Here is a 13476-nt window from a genome sequence, read left to right as displayed (position 1 = left end):
TGGCTTTAGCCTGTCATCCGCTGTCTGGTGTTCGCAGAGGTTCTGGAAAACGCTGGTGATGCCGATGACAGGCTAAAGCCAGTCACGGGCACTGCGTTGTTAGGTCATTACAACGGTGACAGGCCTTCAGCCTGTCACCGCATTCAAATCACGTGCTTTTACAACGACTCCGGCTCATACCCTAGATTCGGTGCCAACCAGCGCTCAGCTTCTGACAACTCCATCCCTTTACGATGAGCGTAGTCCTCTACCTGGTCTTCGCTGATCTTGGCAACACCAAAGTACTTCGCCTCAGGGTGGCTGAAGTACCATCCGCTGACAGCGGCGGTGGGTAGCATGGCAAAGCTATCAGTCAGCGTCATGCCGACCTGCTGCTCGACATCCAGAAGCTCCCACAGTAACCCTTTTTCGGTGTGGTCAGGGCAGGCTGGGTAGCCAGGTGCTGGGCGAATGCCAACATACTCTTCGCGAATCAACGCTTCGTTATCGAGAGACTCTTCAGAAGCATAGCCCCAATAATCCCTGCGGACATCTGCGTGCAGTTTCTCGGCAAGCGCTTCGGCAAGACGGTCAGCTAGGGCTTTAACCATAATCGACTGGTAGTCGTCATGGTCTTTTTCGAACTCGGCCACCATCTCGTCAACACCAATGCCCGCCGTGACGGCAAAGGCGCCTAGATAGTCCGGTGTACCACTCTCTTTACTCGTAATGTAGTCCGACAGACAGTGGTTGTATCGACCTTCAATCTTTTGCGTCTGCTGACGTAAGTGGTGAACCGTCGTTAATAGCTCAGTCCGACTCTCGTCCTTGTAGAGTTCGATGTCATCACCGACGCGGTTAGCTGGGAATAGCCCAACGACAGCGCGTGCCTCTAACAGTTTTTCCGAAACAATCTTATTTAGCATCGATTTGGCATCTTCAAACAGTTTAGTTGCCTGTTCGCCAACAATCTCATCGGTCAGGATGCGAGGGTATTTGCCGGCCAGCTCCCAAGATTGGAAGAAGGGTGTCCAGTCAATGAACTCAAGCAGTGATTCCAGTGGAATATTATTGAGGGTGTGGATGCCAGGTTTGTTGGGTACTGGCGGTAGGTAGCCTTCCCAGTTTACCGGTTCTGCATTCGCACGAGCCGCATCGATGTTGACGCGACGCTGCTCATTTTGACGGGCCAGGTGACGCTCACGAACCGCCTGGTACTCTTCACGAGTGTCGGCAATGAACTGCTCTTTACGCTCTTTCGAGAGTAGGGCAGAGGCAACACCGACCGAACGTGATGCGTTGGTTACGTGCACCACTTGGTTGTTCTGGTAGCTAGGTTCAATCTTAACTGCAGTGTGTGCTTTTGACGTGGTTGCACCGCCGATCAACAGCGGTATGTCAAAGCCTTGGCGCTGCATCTCTTTAGCAACATGCACCATCTCATCCAGTGACGGTGTGATCAGTCCAGACAGACCTATAATGTCGGCGTTCTCTTCGCGGGCTGTTTTCAGAATAGTCTCTGCGGGGACCATGACACCGAGGTCGATGATCTCGAAGTTGTTACACTGCAGTACCACCCCAACGATATTCTTGCCGATGTCGTGCACGTCACCTTTGACGGTCGCCATGATCACTTTGCCGGCTGAACTCGACTCGCTGCCATCTTTCTCCGCCTCAATGTAAGGCATCAGATAGGCAACCGCTTTCTTCATAACGCGGGCCGATTTCACCACCTGAGGCAGGAACATCTTACCGGCGCCAAACAGATCACCTACAACGCCCATACCATCCATTAATGGACCTTCGATGACGTGCAGTGGACGATCGTACAGGTGACGACACTCTTCGGTATCTTCATCGATGTAATCGGCAATGCCTTTGACTAGGGCGTGCGATAGGCGCTCTTGGACAGGCAGTTCACGCCATGCCAAATCAGCCCCGTTCGCTTGAGTGGCCGCATCACCTCGATACTGTTCAGCGTGCTCGAGCATTCGCTCGGTACCGTCTTCGCGACGGTTAAGTACGATATCTTCAACATGCTCACGCAGCGCTTCAGGTAGGTCGTCATAGATCGCCAACTGACCCGCATTGACGATACCCATGTCCATGCCCTGTTTGATGGCGTGGTAGAGGAATACACAGTGGATCGCTTCGCGGACCTTGTCGTTACCACGGAACGAGAACGAGACGTTGGAGACACCGCCCGAGATCATAGCGTGCGGTAGGTTCTTTTTGATCCAACCAGTCGCCTCAATAAAGTCGACTGCGTAGTTGTCGTGCTCTTCGATGCCGGTAGCAATGGCAAAGATGTTCGGATCAAAAATGATATCTTCAGGTGGGAAGCCTACGGTATCGACCAGCACGCGATAAGAGCGCTCACAGATCTCAATCTTGCGCTCATAGGTGTCGGCTTGACCCACTTCATCAAAGGCCATCACGACCACCGCAGCACCGTAGCGACGAATCAGCTTGGCTTGAGCTATGAACTTCTCTTCACCCTCTTTGAGTGAGATGGAGTTAACAACGCCTTTACCTTGTATGCGTTTTAGACCCTCTTCGATGATCTCCCATTTTGAGGAGTCGAGCATGATCGGCACGCGAGAAATGTCTGGCTCAGATGCAATCAGATTGAGGAAGCGGATCATGGCCGCTTCGGCATCCAGCATCCCCTCATCCATATTGATGTCGATGATCTGTGCACCGTTATCTACCTGCTGACGAGCGACCTCGAGTGCTGTCTCGTAGTCACCCTCTTTGATGAGTCGGCGGAAACGAGCAGAGCCGGTAACGTTGGTCCGTTCACCGACGTTAACGAATAGAGTCTCTGGCCCAATGTTAAGAGGCTCTAGGCCGGCTAGGCGACACTCAATCGGTAGATCTGGAATCTGACGTGGCGCTTTAGAGATGATCCCTTCGCGAATGACACGGATATGATCCGGGGTTGTGCCACAACAGCCACCCACGACATTGACGAAGCCAGAGTCGACCCATTCAGCAATTTCGCTCAGCATCTCTTCAGGCGATTCATCATATTCACCAAAGGCGTTAGGTAGACCCGCGTTAGGGTGAACAGAGACAAAAGTATCCGCTATACGCGAGAGCTCCTCTACGTACTGGCGTAACTCTTTAGGGCCTAGGGCACAGTTCAAACCGATGGTGAGTGGTTTAGCGTGACGCAGAGAGTTCCAGAACGCCTCGGTTGTTTGGCCAGAGAGCGTGCGGCCTGAAGCGTCAGTGATGGTGCCACTGATCATCAATGGGAGCCTTAAATTGTGATCGTCAAAGTACTGTTCACAGGCAAAAACGGCCGCTTTAGCGTTCAGGGTATCGAAGATGGTCTCGATCAGAATCAGGTCTGCACCACCGGTGATCAAACCATCAAGCGACTCGGTGTACGCTTCAACCAGTTGATCAAAGGTGATGTTACGAAAACCGGGATCGTTTACATCGGGTGAAATGGTAGCGGTGCGGTTGGTCGGGCCTAGCACGCCTGCAACAAAACGAGGGCGGTCCGGTGTCTCGGCCGTCATGCGATCCGCAGCACGACGTGCCACTTTAGCCGCTTCGACATTGATCTCGTGGTTGATCGATTCCATCTCATAGTCGGCCATTGCGATGGTGGTCGCGTTGAATGAGTTGGTTTCAATAATGTCGGCGCCCGCTTTGAGGTACTCGTAGTGAATATCTTCGATGATCTTGGGTTGCGTTAACACCAATAGATCATTGTTACCTTTGACGTCACAGTGCCAATCTGCAAAGCGCTCACCACGGTAGTCGGCTTCTTCTAGCTTGTACCCCTGGATCATCGTACCCATGCCACCATCCAGAATAAGGATGCGCTCTTTGAGTAGCTGTTTTAGTAGTTGATCTGTTGCAGAATAGTCACGCACGCTGTCACGCCTTTTATCTAAACGAATTTTGAGGCGCATATTCTATAACAAGTTGATTGGAATGGTTTTGATTGCATTTCATCTTTGACTGAAATCAGCTCATGTTTAACCTGAATTGACGTTGAATATTGTTAGAACGATTACGCAGGTGCAAAATTTAGATGATAAGAGTAAAATCGCGACCTCGTTCGACTCAGGGATAGAATCCCCAACCAATTCATGGGTTATAGATATGCTACAAACTTTCTTAAAAGCGAAGCTGCACCGCGTGACAGCCACTCATGCTGAACTGCACTACGAAGGCTCTTGCGCCATTGATCAGGACCTTCTAGATGCTTCAGGTATTCATGAGTATGAGAAAATTGAGATCTATAACATCAATAACGGCGAACGTTTTTCGACCTACGTTATCAGTGCTGAGCGTGGCAGCGGTGTAATCTCTGTGAACGGTGCTGCGGCTCATAAAGCGAACAAGGGCGACCTGCTTATTATTGCCGCTTACGTCCAGCTAGATAGTTCAGAACTGGATGGCTTCCAACCAACGCTCTGCTATTTCGAAGGCGCTAAGTTTGATGAGGTAGACGGAGTCTCCGATGAAGAGATCCGCGCTCGTAACAAGTTGACCGGTGTGAAAAAAGCGATTCCTGTTCAGCCTGCTTCAATGTAAGTCGTTTCTAGAAGTAAAAAAAACCCGCCAAGTAGCGGGTTTTTTTGTGTTCAATGTTGGTGTTACTTGTTGGCGTAAGTGCCCGGAAGCGCTCGAGCGACTGCACCTGTTACGACCGCTGCAAGAACGACCTTCACTGCGTCACCTGGAATGTAGACCCACATGATCATCAGTGACTCAAGCCATGTACGTCCAGTGACCAGTTTGAATCCAGCAATACCAAAGAGGTACATCACGACAATGCCGCCAACCAGAGCACCAATGCCTGCTGCAATGGTGAGGGAGAATTTACCTGACAGTGAGCGTGTCAGAAGGCCTGCTGTGAACGCAGCAAATGGGAAAGCAAATAGGAAGCCAGCAGTAGGGCCTGCAAAGACGCCAAGACCGCCACGACCACCAGCCAAAAGGTTAGCACCTAGAGCCACGACGACTAGGAACAGAATCATCGATAGAGCACCATTACGTGCGCCCAAAATCGTGCCCGCTAGCATAACGCCCAGCGATTGAGCTGAGATAGGAACACCCGTCGCAAATGGGATTGGCGGGATAAAGCCCAGTGCTGCTAGCAGCGCCGCGAAGATTGCAATTTGAACAACCTGTTTGTCTTTCGTTATTTCACTCACAGTGACTCCTTTTGAGTTGCTTGAAGCCGAAATGGCTCTCTAGTTTTTAATTTTTGGTATGCCGCCACGAGCGGCGACCGCTTCAGCCACCTGGTCAGACATTCTAAGTGCCTGTACCACTAATGGGGCTATAATTTGCCAATAGCGACGTTGTCCACCACGTGCTCGCCATGCCGCTAACAGGGCATGCATAAACGAGACCAACACAGGAACAAACCGTATCAGTAAAGAGAGTGCAAACGCGATTCGTTGGGTCTGAACACCCAGCCATCGAAGTGGCGTTAGCAAAAATTGAAAAACCGCGTTCATCTCATCCATGCGTGTAGTCATGCTGATGGCATTAGCCAGCAGGATAAGCACCAACATGCGACCCAGTAGTATCCAAGCCTCGGCAAGCCCCATGGTCCAATACTGCAAGGCAAAGATTGCCAGCATCATCCAGAACAGCGGTTTCAATAGTTTCAGTTGCGCCAAGCCAGATCTGCCCAAGCTGACGTAAATCCCTAGCGTTACAGCAACGGCTAATGAGATGATTCCTACCTCTTTTACAGGATAGAGCAGTACCGTGGCGATGGCTAAACAGAGGAGCTTTAGCCCGGCCGGCAGACGGTGCAGCCAGGATATTTGTGCAAGGTAGAGACTCATCATGACTCAGCGGTCTTAACAGCATGCTGTTTATAGTCAGTGATCACCTCTTCAGTGGGACCGTCTTTTACGACCCCTTGATCACCTAGCCATACCAGTCGATCAAACCCGTCAAAACCGTCTAGCTCGTGACTGATCATAATGACCTGCTGGGACAGAGTGCTGATCACTTTCTGAAGCTGATATCGAGTGGGTAGATCAAGTGCAGAGAAGGGTTCATCGAAGACAATAACTTTAGGCTTCAATAGGAGTACCGAGAAAATACAGATCAACTGCTTTTGTCCTTCAGAGAGGCTGTGGACCGGAAGATCTTTCCAATCCAGTCGATCGTGCTCTTTTAATAGTGCGAGTGCTTCGGCTTCTGACTCTGACTTATCTTTGCCCTGGTTTTGCAGACCAAAGATCAACTCCTCAAGCACGGTAGGGAAGATCAGTTGGTGATCTGGATTTTGAAATACAAAACCGACTTCAGTCGACATGGCGGCAGGCCCTTTCGATGGGTCTTTGCCGTTGATGCTGATGGTGCCGCTGTCGGCGGTAAGTAAACCGTTAAGCAGGCGAATCAGGCTGCTTTTGCCACTGCCATTAAACCCGATAATACCAATGCGTGACTCATTAAGTGACAGCGTCAGATCATCGAAGATGGTGCGTCCCTCTCTAGTCAGAGTGACGTGACTTAACTCTATGGATGGGGTGTGCATTAATAAAAGGGTATGTAACTTTTCAAAATGTGGACGCAGAGTAGCCTATGCTTTCGAACAAATCCAACCCAAATAGGGCTGTAGTAGAACTACATGCTGGCGATAAAAGTGCCTTAAATCCATTTATCTGGTTATAAGGATGGATAGGATTGTCGACAATATCGCCATAAGTCGTAAATAAATCCCCAATCTTTTCCGGTAAAGTGTCGACAATCTTATTTTAGAAAAGTGCTCATATCGAGCGTCTAAAAATAATCACATCTCGTCAGTTAATGAGGAATGAGTATGTCTTACCTAAGCGAATACACTAAGTCGATTGAGCAACCAGAAGCGTTTTGGGCTGAGAAAGCGGCGGATCTGCCATGGTTTAAAGCACCAAAAACGATTCTTTCGAAAGATGAGAATGGCATCGATCGTTGGTTTGCTGATGGTGAGATGAACACCTCTTACATGGCTGTTGACTACCATGTCGAACAGGGTCGCGGTGATCAAGCGGCTCTACTCTATGATTCACCAGTAACTAACACTAAACGCACTGTGACCTACTCTGAACTGAAAGATCAGGTGTCACGCTTTGCGGGTGTTTTGAAATCTAAAGGGGTCGAGAAGGGCGATCGTGTCGTTATCTACATGCCAATGATTCCTGAAGCCGTGGTTGCCATGCTGGCGGTTGCACGCTTAGGTGCCATCCACTCAGTTGTATTTGGTGGCTTTGCGCCTAACGAGCTTGCTGTACGTATCGATGATGCACAACCTAAGGCGATTGTGACGGCTTCTTGCGGTGTCGAAGTTGCCAAGGTACTTCCTTACAAGCCGATGGTAGATGAAGGGATTAACCTGTCTGAGCATAAGCCGGAGTCTGTTATTGTCTTCCAGCGTGAAGAGGTGACGGCCGAGCTAACGGCTCCACGTGATTGTGACTGGGCTGAAGAGATGGCTAACGCGACGCCAGCAGAGCCAGTGGCGGTTAAAGGTACAGATCCTCTATACATTCTTTACACCTCAGGTACTACGGGCAAACCTAAGGGTGTCGTTCGTGATAATGGTGGTCATGCGACCGCACTGAACTACTCAATGAAAGCGATCTACAACGTGAAAGCGGGTGATGTTTACTGGGCCGCTTCGGATGTAGGTTGGGTTGTTGGTCACTCTTATATTGTTTACGGACCACTTCTGGCTGGCTGTAGTACGATTGTTTATGAAGGTAAGCCGGTTCGTACACCGGACGCTGGCGCTTTCTGGCGTGTCTGTGAAGAGTACAAAGCTAAGATTCTATTTGCTGCACCGACCGCTTTTCGTGCGATTAAGAAGGAAGACCCCGAAGCTCAGGAAGTGGGTAAATACGACCTGTCTGAACTGCAAACTATCTTCATGGCGGGTGAGCGTCTCGATCCACCAACCTATGATTGGACCGTTGAGAAAACCGGTAAACCCGTTATTGATCACTGGTGGCAGACGGAGACCGGTTGGGCGATCTGTGGCAACTTGATGGGTGTCGAGCCGATGCCACCAAAAGCCGGATCAGCAACGCTGCCAAGCCCAGGCTTTAATGTGCAGATTGTTGACGAAGCGGGTAATGAATTACCAGCAGGTCAGCAGGGATCTATCGCTATCAAACTGCCACTACCACCAAGCTGTTTGCCAACCGTTTGGGGTGATTTCGATCGCTTCAAGTCGGGTTACCTGTCAGATGTCGAAGGTTTCTACACCTCGGGCGACGGTGGCTATAAAGATGAAGATGGCTATGTCTTCATCATGGGTCGTACCGATGATGTGATTAACGTTGCCGGTCACCGTCTATCGACGGGTGAGATGGAAGAGATCGTAGCTGCGCACCCAGCCGTTGCAGAGTGTGCCGTAATCGGTATTTCTGAGCAGCTAAAAGGTCAGGAGCCTGTTGGTCTTGTCATTCTGAAAGACGGAGCTGATATCTCAGATGAGCAACTTTCAGCGGAATTGGTTGCTAACATTCGTAAAGAGATTGGCCCAATCGCCTGTTACAAGCGCACGGCAGTGGTTAAACGTCTGCCTAAAACTCGTTCAGGCAAAATCCTACGTAAGCTACTGCGTCAGATCGCTGATGGCCAAGAGTACACAGTACCATCAACCATCGATGATCCAGCCAGCTTGCCAGAGATCGAAGGCATCATGCGTGAGAATGGAATGATTGCTGGGTAATTGAATTTACCTTGTGAATGAAAAGCGAGCCTCAGGCTCGCTTTTTTGTTTATTGAGCGCAGGTGAATAGTTGGAGCGATCTTGAAAAGGTCGCGATGATGGATCGCCTCATCTTCGATAAGGCTCCTACAGTTCTTCTACCTTTTGTTGAACTAAACTCACCTATTCTGTGAAAAAGCCTCTCTTGCTGACTAATACCTTGGTCGAATATATTAGCGCCAACTTAATTAAACAGTGGAGGATGACCTCATGTCACAGATCCTTGATCAAAAAACACTTCTAGAACTTCTAGACAGCAACGACCTAAGCGAGTCAGAAAAGATCGCTCTGGTTGAGTGGAATGCAAAACAGATTCGTCGCTCTGAATTGGCAGCGCTTGTTGTTCAGGCTCAGAAAAAAGCGTCTAAAGTAGCTGCGCAGGTTGTTAATCATCGTGCTATCCAGCAGGTGTTCAGCTCACCGTTGATGCGTACACAGCACTAATAACTGTCTTGTGCTAGACAATAAAAAACCCCGCTACAGCGGGGTTTTTTTATGGGGCGCTATTAGCGATTAAGCGCGTGGGTGCTTGCGCTTAGGCGCACCAGTATAAAGCTGGCGTGGACGACCGATCTTGTTCGGGCTTGAGTGGAACTCGTTCCAGTGTGAGATCCAGCCGATCGTTCGTGACAGAGCGAAAATAACGGTAAACATAGAGGTAGGGATACCGATAGCTTTCAGGATGATGCCTGAGTAGAAGTCAACGTTAGGGTAGAGTTTACGGCTAACGAAGTATTCATCTTCTAGCGCGATGCGCTCAAGCTCTTTAGCGATGTCTAGCATTGGATCATCCGTGATGCCCAGTTCAGCCAATACTTCATCACAGGTCTGTTTCATAACGCGTGAGCGTGGGTCAAAGTTGCGGTATACGCGGTGACCGAAGCCCATTAGACGGAATGGATCGTTTGGATCTTTTGCTTTCTCGATGAACGCAGGGATGTTCTCAACAGAACCGATCTCAGCAAGCATCTTCAATACAGCTTCATTTGCTCCACCGTGAGCCGGACCCCAAAGTGCTGCGATACCCGCTGCAATACAGGCAAATGGGTTAGCACCTGATGAACCAGCAAGGCGAACAGTTGAGGTAGACGCGTTCTGTTCGTGGTCTGCGTGAAGTGTGAAGATCTTATCCATCGCGCGTGAAAGCACTGGATTGATTTTGTAATCTTCACAAGGTGTCGCAAACATCATGCGTAGGAAGTTATCAGCGTAGCCAAGATCATTACGTGGGTAGATGAATGGCTGACCGATTGAGAATTTGTAACACATCGCCGCTAGCGTAGGCATTTTAGCGATGAGACGGTATGCACAGACTTCGCGGTGGTGAGGATCATTAATGTCCAGTGAGTCGTGGTAGAAAGCGGATAGCGCACCTACGACACCACACATGATCGCCATAGGGTGAGCGTCACGGCGGAAACCGTTGTAGAAAGAGCGAAGCTGCTCATGAACCATAGTGTGTTGGTTCACAGTGTAGTCAAATTTAGCTTTCTGCTCTGGAGTAGGGAGTTCACCATTTAGAAGGAGGTAACACACTTCTAGGTAGTCTGAGTGCTCGGCCAGTTCTTCGATTGGGTAACCGCGGTGAAGAAGAACACCATTAGCGCCGTCAATGTATGTGATTTTTGATTCACAAGAGGCTGTTGATACAAAACCTGGGTCGTAAGTAAACAGGCCTTCACCTGTTAGTGGGCGAACGTCAACAACATCTGGACCTTCTGTGCCGTGATAAACCGGCAGTTCGATCTCTTTATCTACACCGTCTACTACGAGACGAGCTTTCTTATCAGCCATGGTTGGCTCCTATCTATTTCCGTTACTGCTTAATATGGGTATTTAAGCATCTTAGAGCTCTTCTGAGGTTGGCTCAGAACTCTTTAAGGCCTGATCACTATAGTGAGCCCAAAGTGATTGTCAATCGTCAATTGTTGCAGTGCAAAAGCTATAAAGTAAGGACAAAAAGCTATAAGTCGAATTTATGCGCTCTGGCGTATGAATCGCGTCGGAACTGTACATGGCCCTATTAAACCATTGGCTAATAGGGCCTTAGATTGATTGTCAAAAGCCTATCAATTGTTATAATCAGCCTCCGAAAATTGCGCGCTGCAATATGTGAATATTCATATGAATATTTGTCATAAACGTGCAGTTTTAATCGTCGTCCTGAGTAGTTGACTCTGTCACTACCGAATCAGGTACTTACTAGTAAACGAGGCCCCGGAGAGGGCACATAAGTGTGAACTAGAGCCGTGAACAAAAAACGACCTGTAAATCTCGATTTGAGAACCATTAAGCAGCCTCTACCGGCTGTGACTTCAATTCTGCACCGTGTCACTGGTCTGATTCTATTTGTCGGTACCATTTTCATGATGTACGCACTGAGCCTTTCTCTTGAGTCTCAAGAGGGTTTTGATGCAGCAGCTGCACTTCTAACAGAATCATTCATTGCCAAGTTCATCGCTTGGGGTCTGTTGTCTGCACTTCTGTACCACTTCTTCGCAGGTATCAAGCACCTTGTTATGGATGCGGGTTACTGTGAAGAGATTGAATCTGGCAATGCGGCTGCGAAAGCAACGCTTGCGATTTCAGCTATCTCCATTGTGCTAGCAGGAGTTTGGGTATGGTAACTTCGGTAACAAGCTTTGGCCGTAGCGGCCTTTACGATTGGATGATGCAGCGCGTAACTGCGGTTGTCCTTGCAGCTTACACGATCTTCATGATCGGCTACATGCTGCTTAACCCTGAACTAGATTACAACCAGTGGTCAGCACTGTTTGAAGGTACTGCAATGCGTATCTTCACACTGTTAACACTGCTTTCATTGGTTGCGCATGCTTGGATCGGTATGTGGTCAATTTCTACCGACTACATTAAACCAACTGGCATTCGTTTCGTATTCCAATCTGCCTGTGGCCTGCTCGCGTTTGTTTACGTGGTGTGGGGTATTCAGATTCTTTGGGGGGTTTAATAGATGTCTAAGCTACGTACGCTTACATTTGATGCAATTGTTGTCGGCGGTGGCGGTGCAGGTATGCGCGCAGCCCTTCAACTTGCACAGTCAGGTTTAAACACTGCGTGTGTTACAAAAGTATTCCCAACACGTTCACACACAGTATCTGCACAGGGTGGTATTACTTGTGCAATCGCGAGTGCGGATCCAAACGACGATTGGCGCTGGCACATGTACGATACCGTTAAAGGTTCTGACTACATCGGTGACCAAGACGCGATCGAATACATGTGTTCTGTAGGTCCACGTGCGGTATTCGAACTTGACCACATGGGTCTTCCTTTCTCTCGCACAGAGACAGGTCGTATCTACCAGCGTCCATTTGGTGGTCAATCTAAGAACTTCGGTGAAGGTGGTCAGGCTGCTCGTACTTGTGCTGCGGCAGACCGTACAGGTCACGCACTGCTTCACACGCTATACCAAGCAAACATGAAGTCAGGTACAACTTTCCTAAACGAGTGGTTTGCAGTCGATCTTGTTAAAAATGCAGACGGCGCGGTTGTCGGTTGTATTGCGATCTGTATCGAAACAGGTGAAACCGTTTACATTAAAGCGAAAGCGACTGTATTGGCTACTGGCGGTGCAGGTCGTATCTACGCATCGACTACCAACGCATTGATCAACACTGGTGACGGCATGGGTATGGCACTTCGTGCCGGCATTGCTGCGCAAGACATGGAGATGTGGCAGTTCCACCCAACCGGTATTGCGGGTGCAGGTACGCTGGTAACTGAAGGTTGTCGTGGTGAAGGTGGCTACCTAGTTAATAAAGACGGCGAGCGCTTCATGGAGCGTTACGCTCCTAATGCGAAAGACCTTGCCGGTCGTGACGTTGTTGCGCGCTCAATGATCCTAGAGATCCTTGAAGGCCGTGGCTGTGGTCCAGACGGCGATCACGTCTACTTGAAGCTTGATCACCTAGGTGAAGAGGTTCTTCACTCACGTCTACCAGGTATCTGTGAGCTTTCAATGACATTCGCAGCAGCTGATCCTGTGAAAGAGCCAATTCCAGTGGTGCCAACCTGTCACTACATGATGGGTGGTGTGACCACTAACATCGGTGGTCAGGTGATTAACCCAGATCCTGAATCAGGTGAAGATAAGATCGTTGAAGGTCTATTCGCTTGTGGTGAGGTTGCTTGTGTATCGGTACACGGTGCTAACCGTCTAGGTGGTAACTCACTACTAGACTTGGTTGTCTTCGGTCGTGCTGCAGGTCTTCAGATCGAACAGCAGATGCGCGAAGGCTACGAAGTTAAAGACGCTACTGAAGAAGAGATCGAGGCAGCAATGGCTCGTCTAAACCGTCTAAATAACTCGACTGGCGGTGAGAAGGTTGCGGATATTCGTAAAGATCTTCAGCAGTGCATGCAGCTCTACTTCGGTGTATTCCGCGACGGCGATGCGATGCAGGAAGGTTTGACTAAGCTTAAGGCAATCCGTGAGCGTGTAGCGAACGTATATCTTGAAGATAAGACTGGGTCATTCAACACTGCACGTCTTGAAGCGCTTGAGCTTGAGAACCTAATGGAAGTGGCTGAGGCAACTGCCATTGCTGCATACGAGCGTAAAGAGTCTCGTGGTGCGCATGCTCGTAACGACTTTACTGAGCGTGATGATGAAAACTGGTTGTGTCACTCAGTTTACTACCCACAAACGAAAACGCTGGGCAAACGTGCCGTGAACTTCGCTCCGAAGACCATGGAAGCGTTCCCACCTAAAGTTCGTACATATTAAGGAGTCG

The 13476-nt window shown here is 49.4% G+C and carries 11 protein-coding genes; 6 read left to right on the top strand and 5 right to left on the bottom strand.

Annotated elements, in window-relative coordinates:
- Nucleotides 1–158 precede the first annotated feature (158 nt).
- Nucleotides 159–3869 carry a methionine synthase gene (metH, locus tag XMA152_RS07270; protein ID WP_371813294.1) on the bottom strand — a complete coding sequence of 1237 codons (3711 nt, stop codon included), beginning with the start codon at nt 3867–3869 and terminating at the stop codon, nt 159–161.
- A gap of 232 nt (nt 3870–4101) precedes the next feature.
- On the opposite strand from metH, the gene panD reads away from it, so the two are divergent.
- Entirely contained in the window at nt 4102–4536 is a 435-nt protein-coding gene (panD, locus tag XMA152_RS07265; RefSeq protein WP_173481584.1) for an aspartate 1-decarboxylase, read from the top strand.
- A gap of 62 nt (nt 4537–4598) precedes the next feature.
- Here panD and XMA152_RS07260 read toward each other — a convergent pair whose 3' ends face one another.
- From XMA152_RS07260 to XMA152_RS07250, 3 genes are read right to left on the bottom strand one after another with little or no spacing between them, the layout of a single operon-like run.
- A complete protein-coding gene (locus tag XMA152_RS07260; protein WP_371731723.1) occupies nt 4599–5159 on the bottom strand; it encodes a biotin transporter BioY in 561 nt (186 codons plus the stop codon).
- 39 nt (nt 5160–5198) lie between these two features.
- Complete coding sequence (locus XMA152_RS07255; RefSeq protein ID WP_173483192.1) at nt 5199–5807, bottom strand: energy-coupling factor transporter transmembrane protein EcfT; 609 nt, start codon at nt 5805–5807, stop codon at nt 5199–5201.
- A complete protein-coding gene (locus XMA152_RS07250) occupies nt 5804–6505 on the bottom strand; it encodes an energy-coupling factor ABC transporter ATP-binding protein (RefSeq protein WP_173483191.1) in 702 nt (233 codons plus the stop codon). The genes XMA152_RS07255 and XMA152_RS07250 overlap by 4 nt, the downstream gene beginning before the upstream one ends.
- A 285-nt stretch (nt 6506–6790) precedes the next feature.
- Here XMA152_RS07250 and XMA152_RS07245 point away from each other — a divergent pair, with 285 nt between their 5' ends.
- The gene (locus XMA152_RS07245; RefSeq protein WP_173483190.1) at nt 6791–8683 is read left to right on the top strand and encodes a propionyl-CoA synthetase; all 1893 of its coding nucleotides are present in this window, start codon (nt 6791–6793) and stop codon (nt 8681–8683) included.
- A 249-nt stretch (nt 8684–8932) separates the two neighbouring features.
- Nucleotides 8933–9166: a hypothetical protein gene (locus tag XMA152_RS07240; protein ID WP_173481580.1), complete on the top strand. Its 234-nt coding sequence runs from the start codon at nt 8933–8935 to the stop codon at nt 9164–9166.
- Nucleotides 9167–9235: 69 nt separating this feature from the next.
- On the opposite strand, the gene gltA is transcribed toward XMA152_RS07240, so the two are convergent.
- Entirely contained in the window at nt 9236–10516 is a 1281-nt protein-coding gene (gene gltA / locus XMA152_RS07235; protein WP_173481579.1) for a citrate synthase, read from the bottom strand.
- 455 nt (nt 10517–10971) lie between these two features.
- On the opposite strand from gltA, the gene sdhC reads away from it, so the two are divergent.
- From sdhC to sdhA, 3 genes are read left to right on the top strand one after another with little or no spacing between them, the layout of a single operon-like run.
- A complete protein-coding gene (gene sdhC, locus XMA152_RS07230; RefSeq protein ID WP_173481578.1) occupies nt 10972–11349 on the top strand; it encodes a succinate dehydrogenase, cytochrome b556 subunit in 378 nt (125 codons plus the stop codon).
- Nucleotides 11343–11690, top strand: coding sequence for a succinate dehydrogenase, hydrophobic membrane anchor protein (sdhD, locus tag XMA152_RS07225; protein ID WP_173481577.1), 348 nt, complete (start codon nt 11343–11345; stop codon nt 11688–11690). The genes sdhC and sdhD overlap by 7 nt, the downstream gene beginning before the upstream one ends.
- A gap of 3 nt (nt 11691–11693) precedes the next feature.
- Nucleotides 11694–13469: a succinate dehydrogenase flavoprotein subunit gene (gene sdhA / locus XMA152_RS07220; RefSeq protein WP_173481576.1), complete on the top strand. Its 1776-nt coding sequence runs from the start codon at nt 11694–11696 to the stop codon at nt 13467–13469.
- Nucleotides 13470–13476: the final 7 nt, after the last annotated feature.

The organism is Marinobacterium sp. xm-a-152 (genome assembly GCF_013282965.1).
Classification (GTDB): domain Bacteria; phylum Pseudomonadota; class Gammaproteobacteria; order Pseudomonadales; family Balneatricaceae; genus Marinobacterium_E.
Note: the sequence above shows the minus strand (reverse complement) of the source record. Positions and strands in the feature narration are given on the sequence as shown.

Coding starts and splice junctions, on each gene's coding strand:
- XMA152_RS07255 (WP_173483192.1), bottom strand. CDS start 5,807: ATGATGAGTCTCTACCTTGCACAAATATCCTGGCTGCACCGTCTGCCG.
- XMA152_RS07250 (WP_173483191.1), bottom strand. CDS start 6,505: ATGCACACCCCATCCATAGAGTTAAGTCACGTCACTCTGACTAGAGAG.
- XMA152_RS07245 (WP_173483190.1), top strand. CDS start 6,791: ATGTCTTACCTAAGCGAATACACTAAGTCGATTGAGCAACCAGAAGCG.
- gltA (WP_173481579.1), bottom strand. CDS start 10,516: ATGGCTGATAAGAAAGCTCGTCTCGTAGTAGACGGTGTAGATAAAGAG.
- sdhA (WP_173481576.1), top strand. CDS start 11,694: ATGTCTAAGCTACGTACGCTTACATTTGATGCAATTGTTGTCGGCGGT.
- sdhD (WP_173481577.1), top strand. CDS start 11,343: ATGGTAACTTCGGTAACAAGCTTTGGCCGTAGCGGCCTTTACGATTGG.
- XMA152_RS07240 (WP_173481580.1), top strand. CDS start 8,933: ATGTCACAGATCCTTGATCAAAAAACACTTCTAGAACTTCTAGACAGC.
- panD (WP_173481584.1), top strand. CDS start 4,102: ATGCTACAAACTTTCTTAAAAGCGAAGCTGCACCGCGTGACAGCCACT.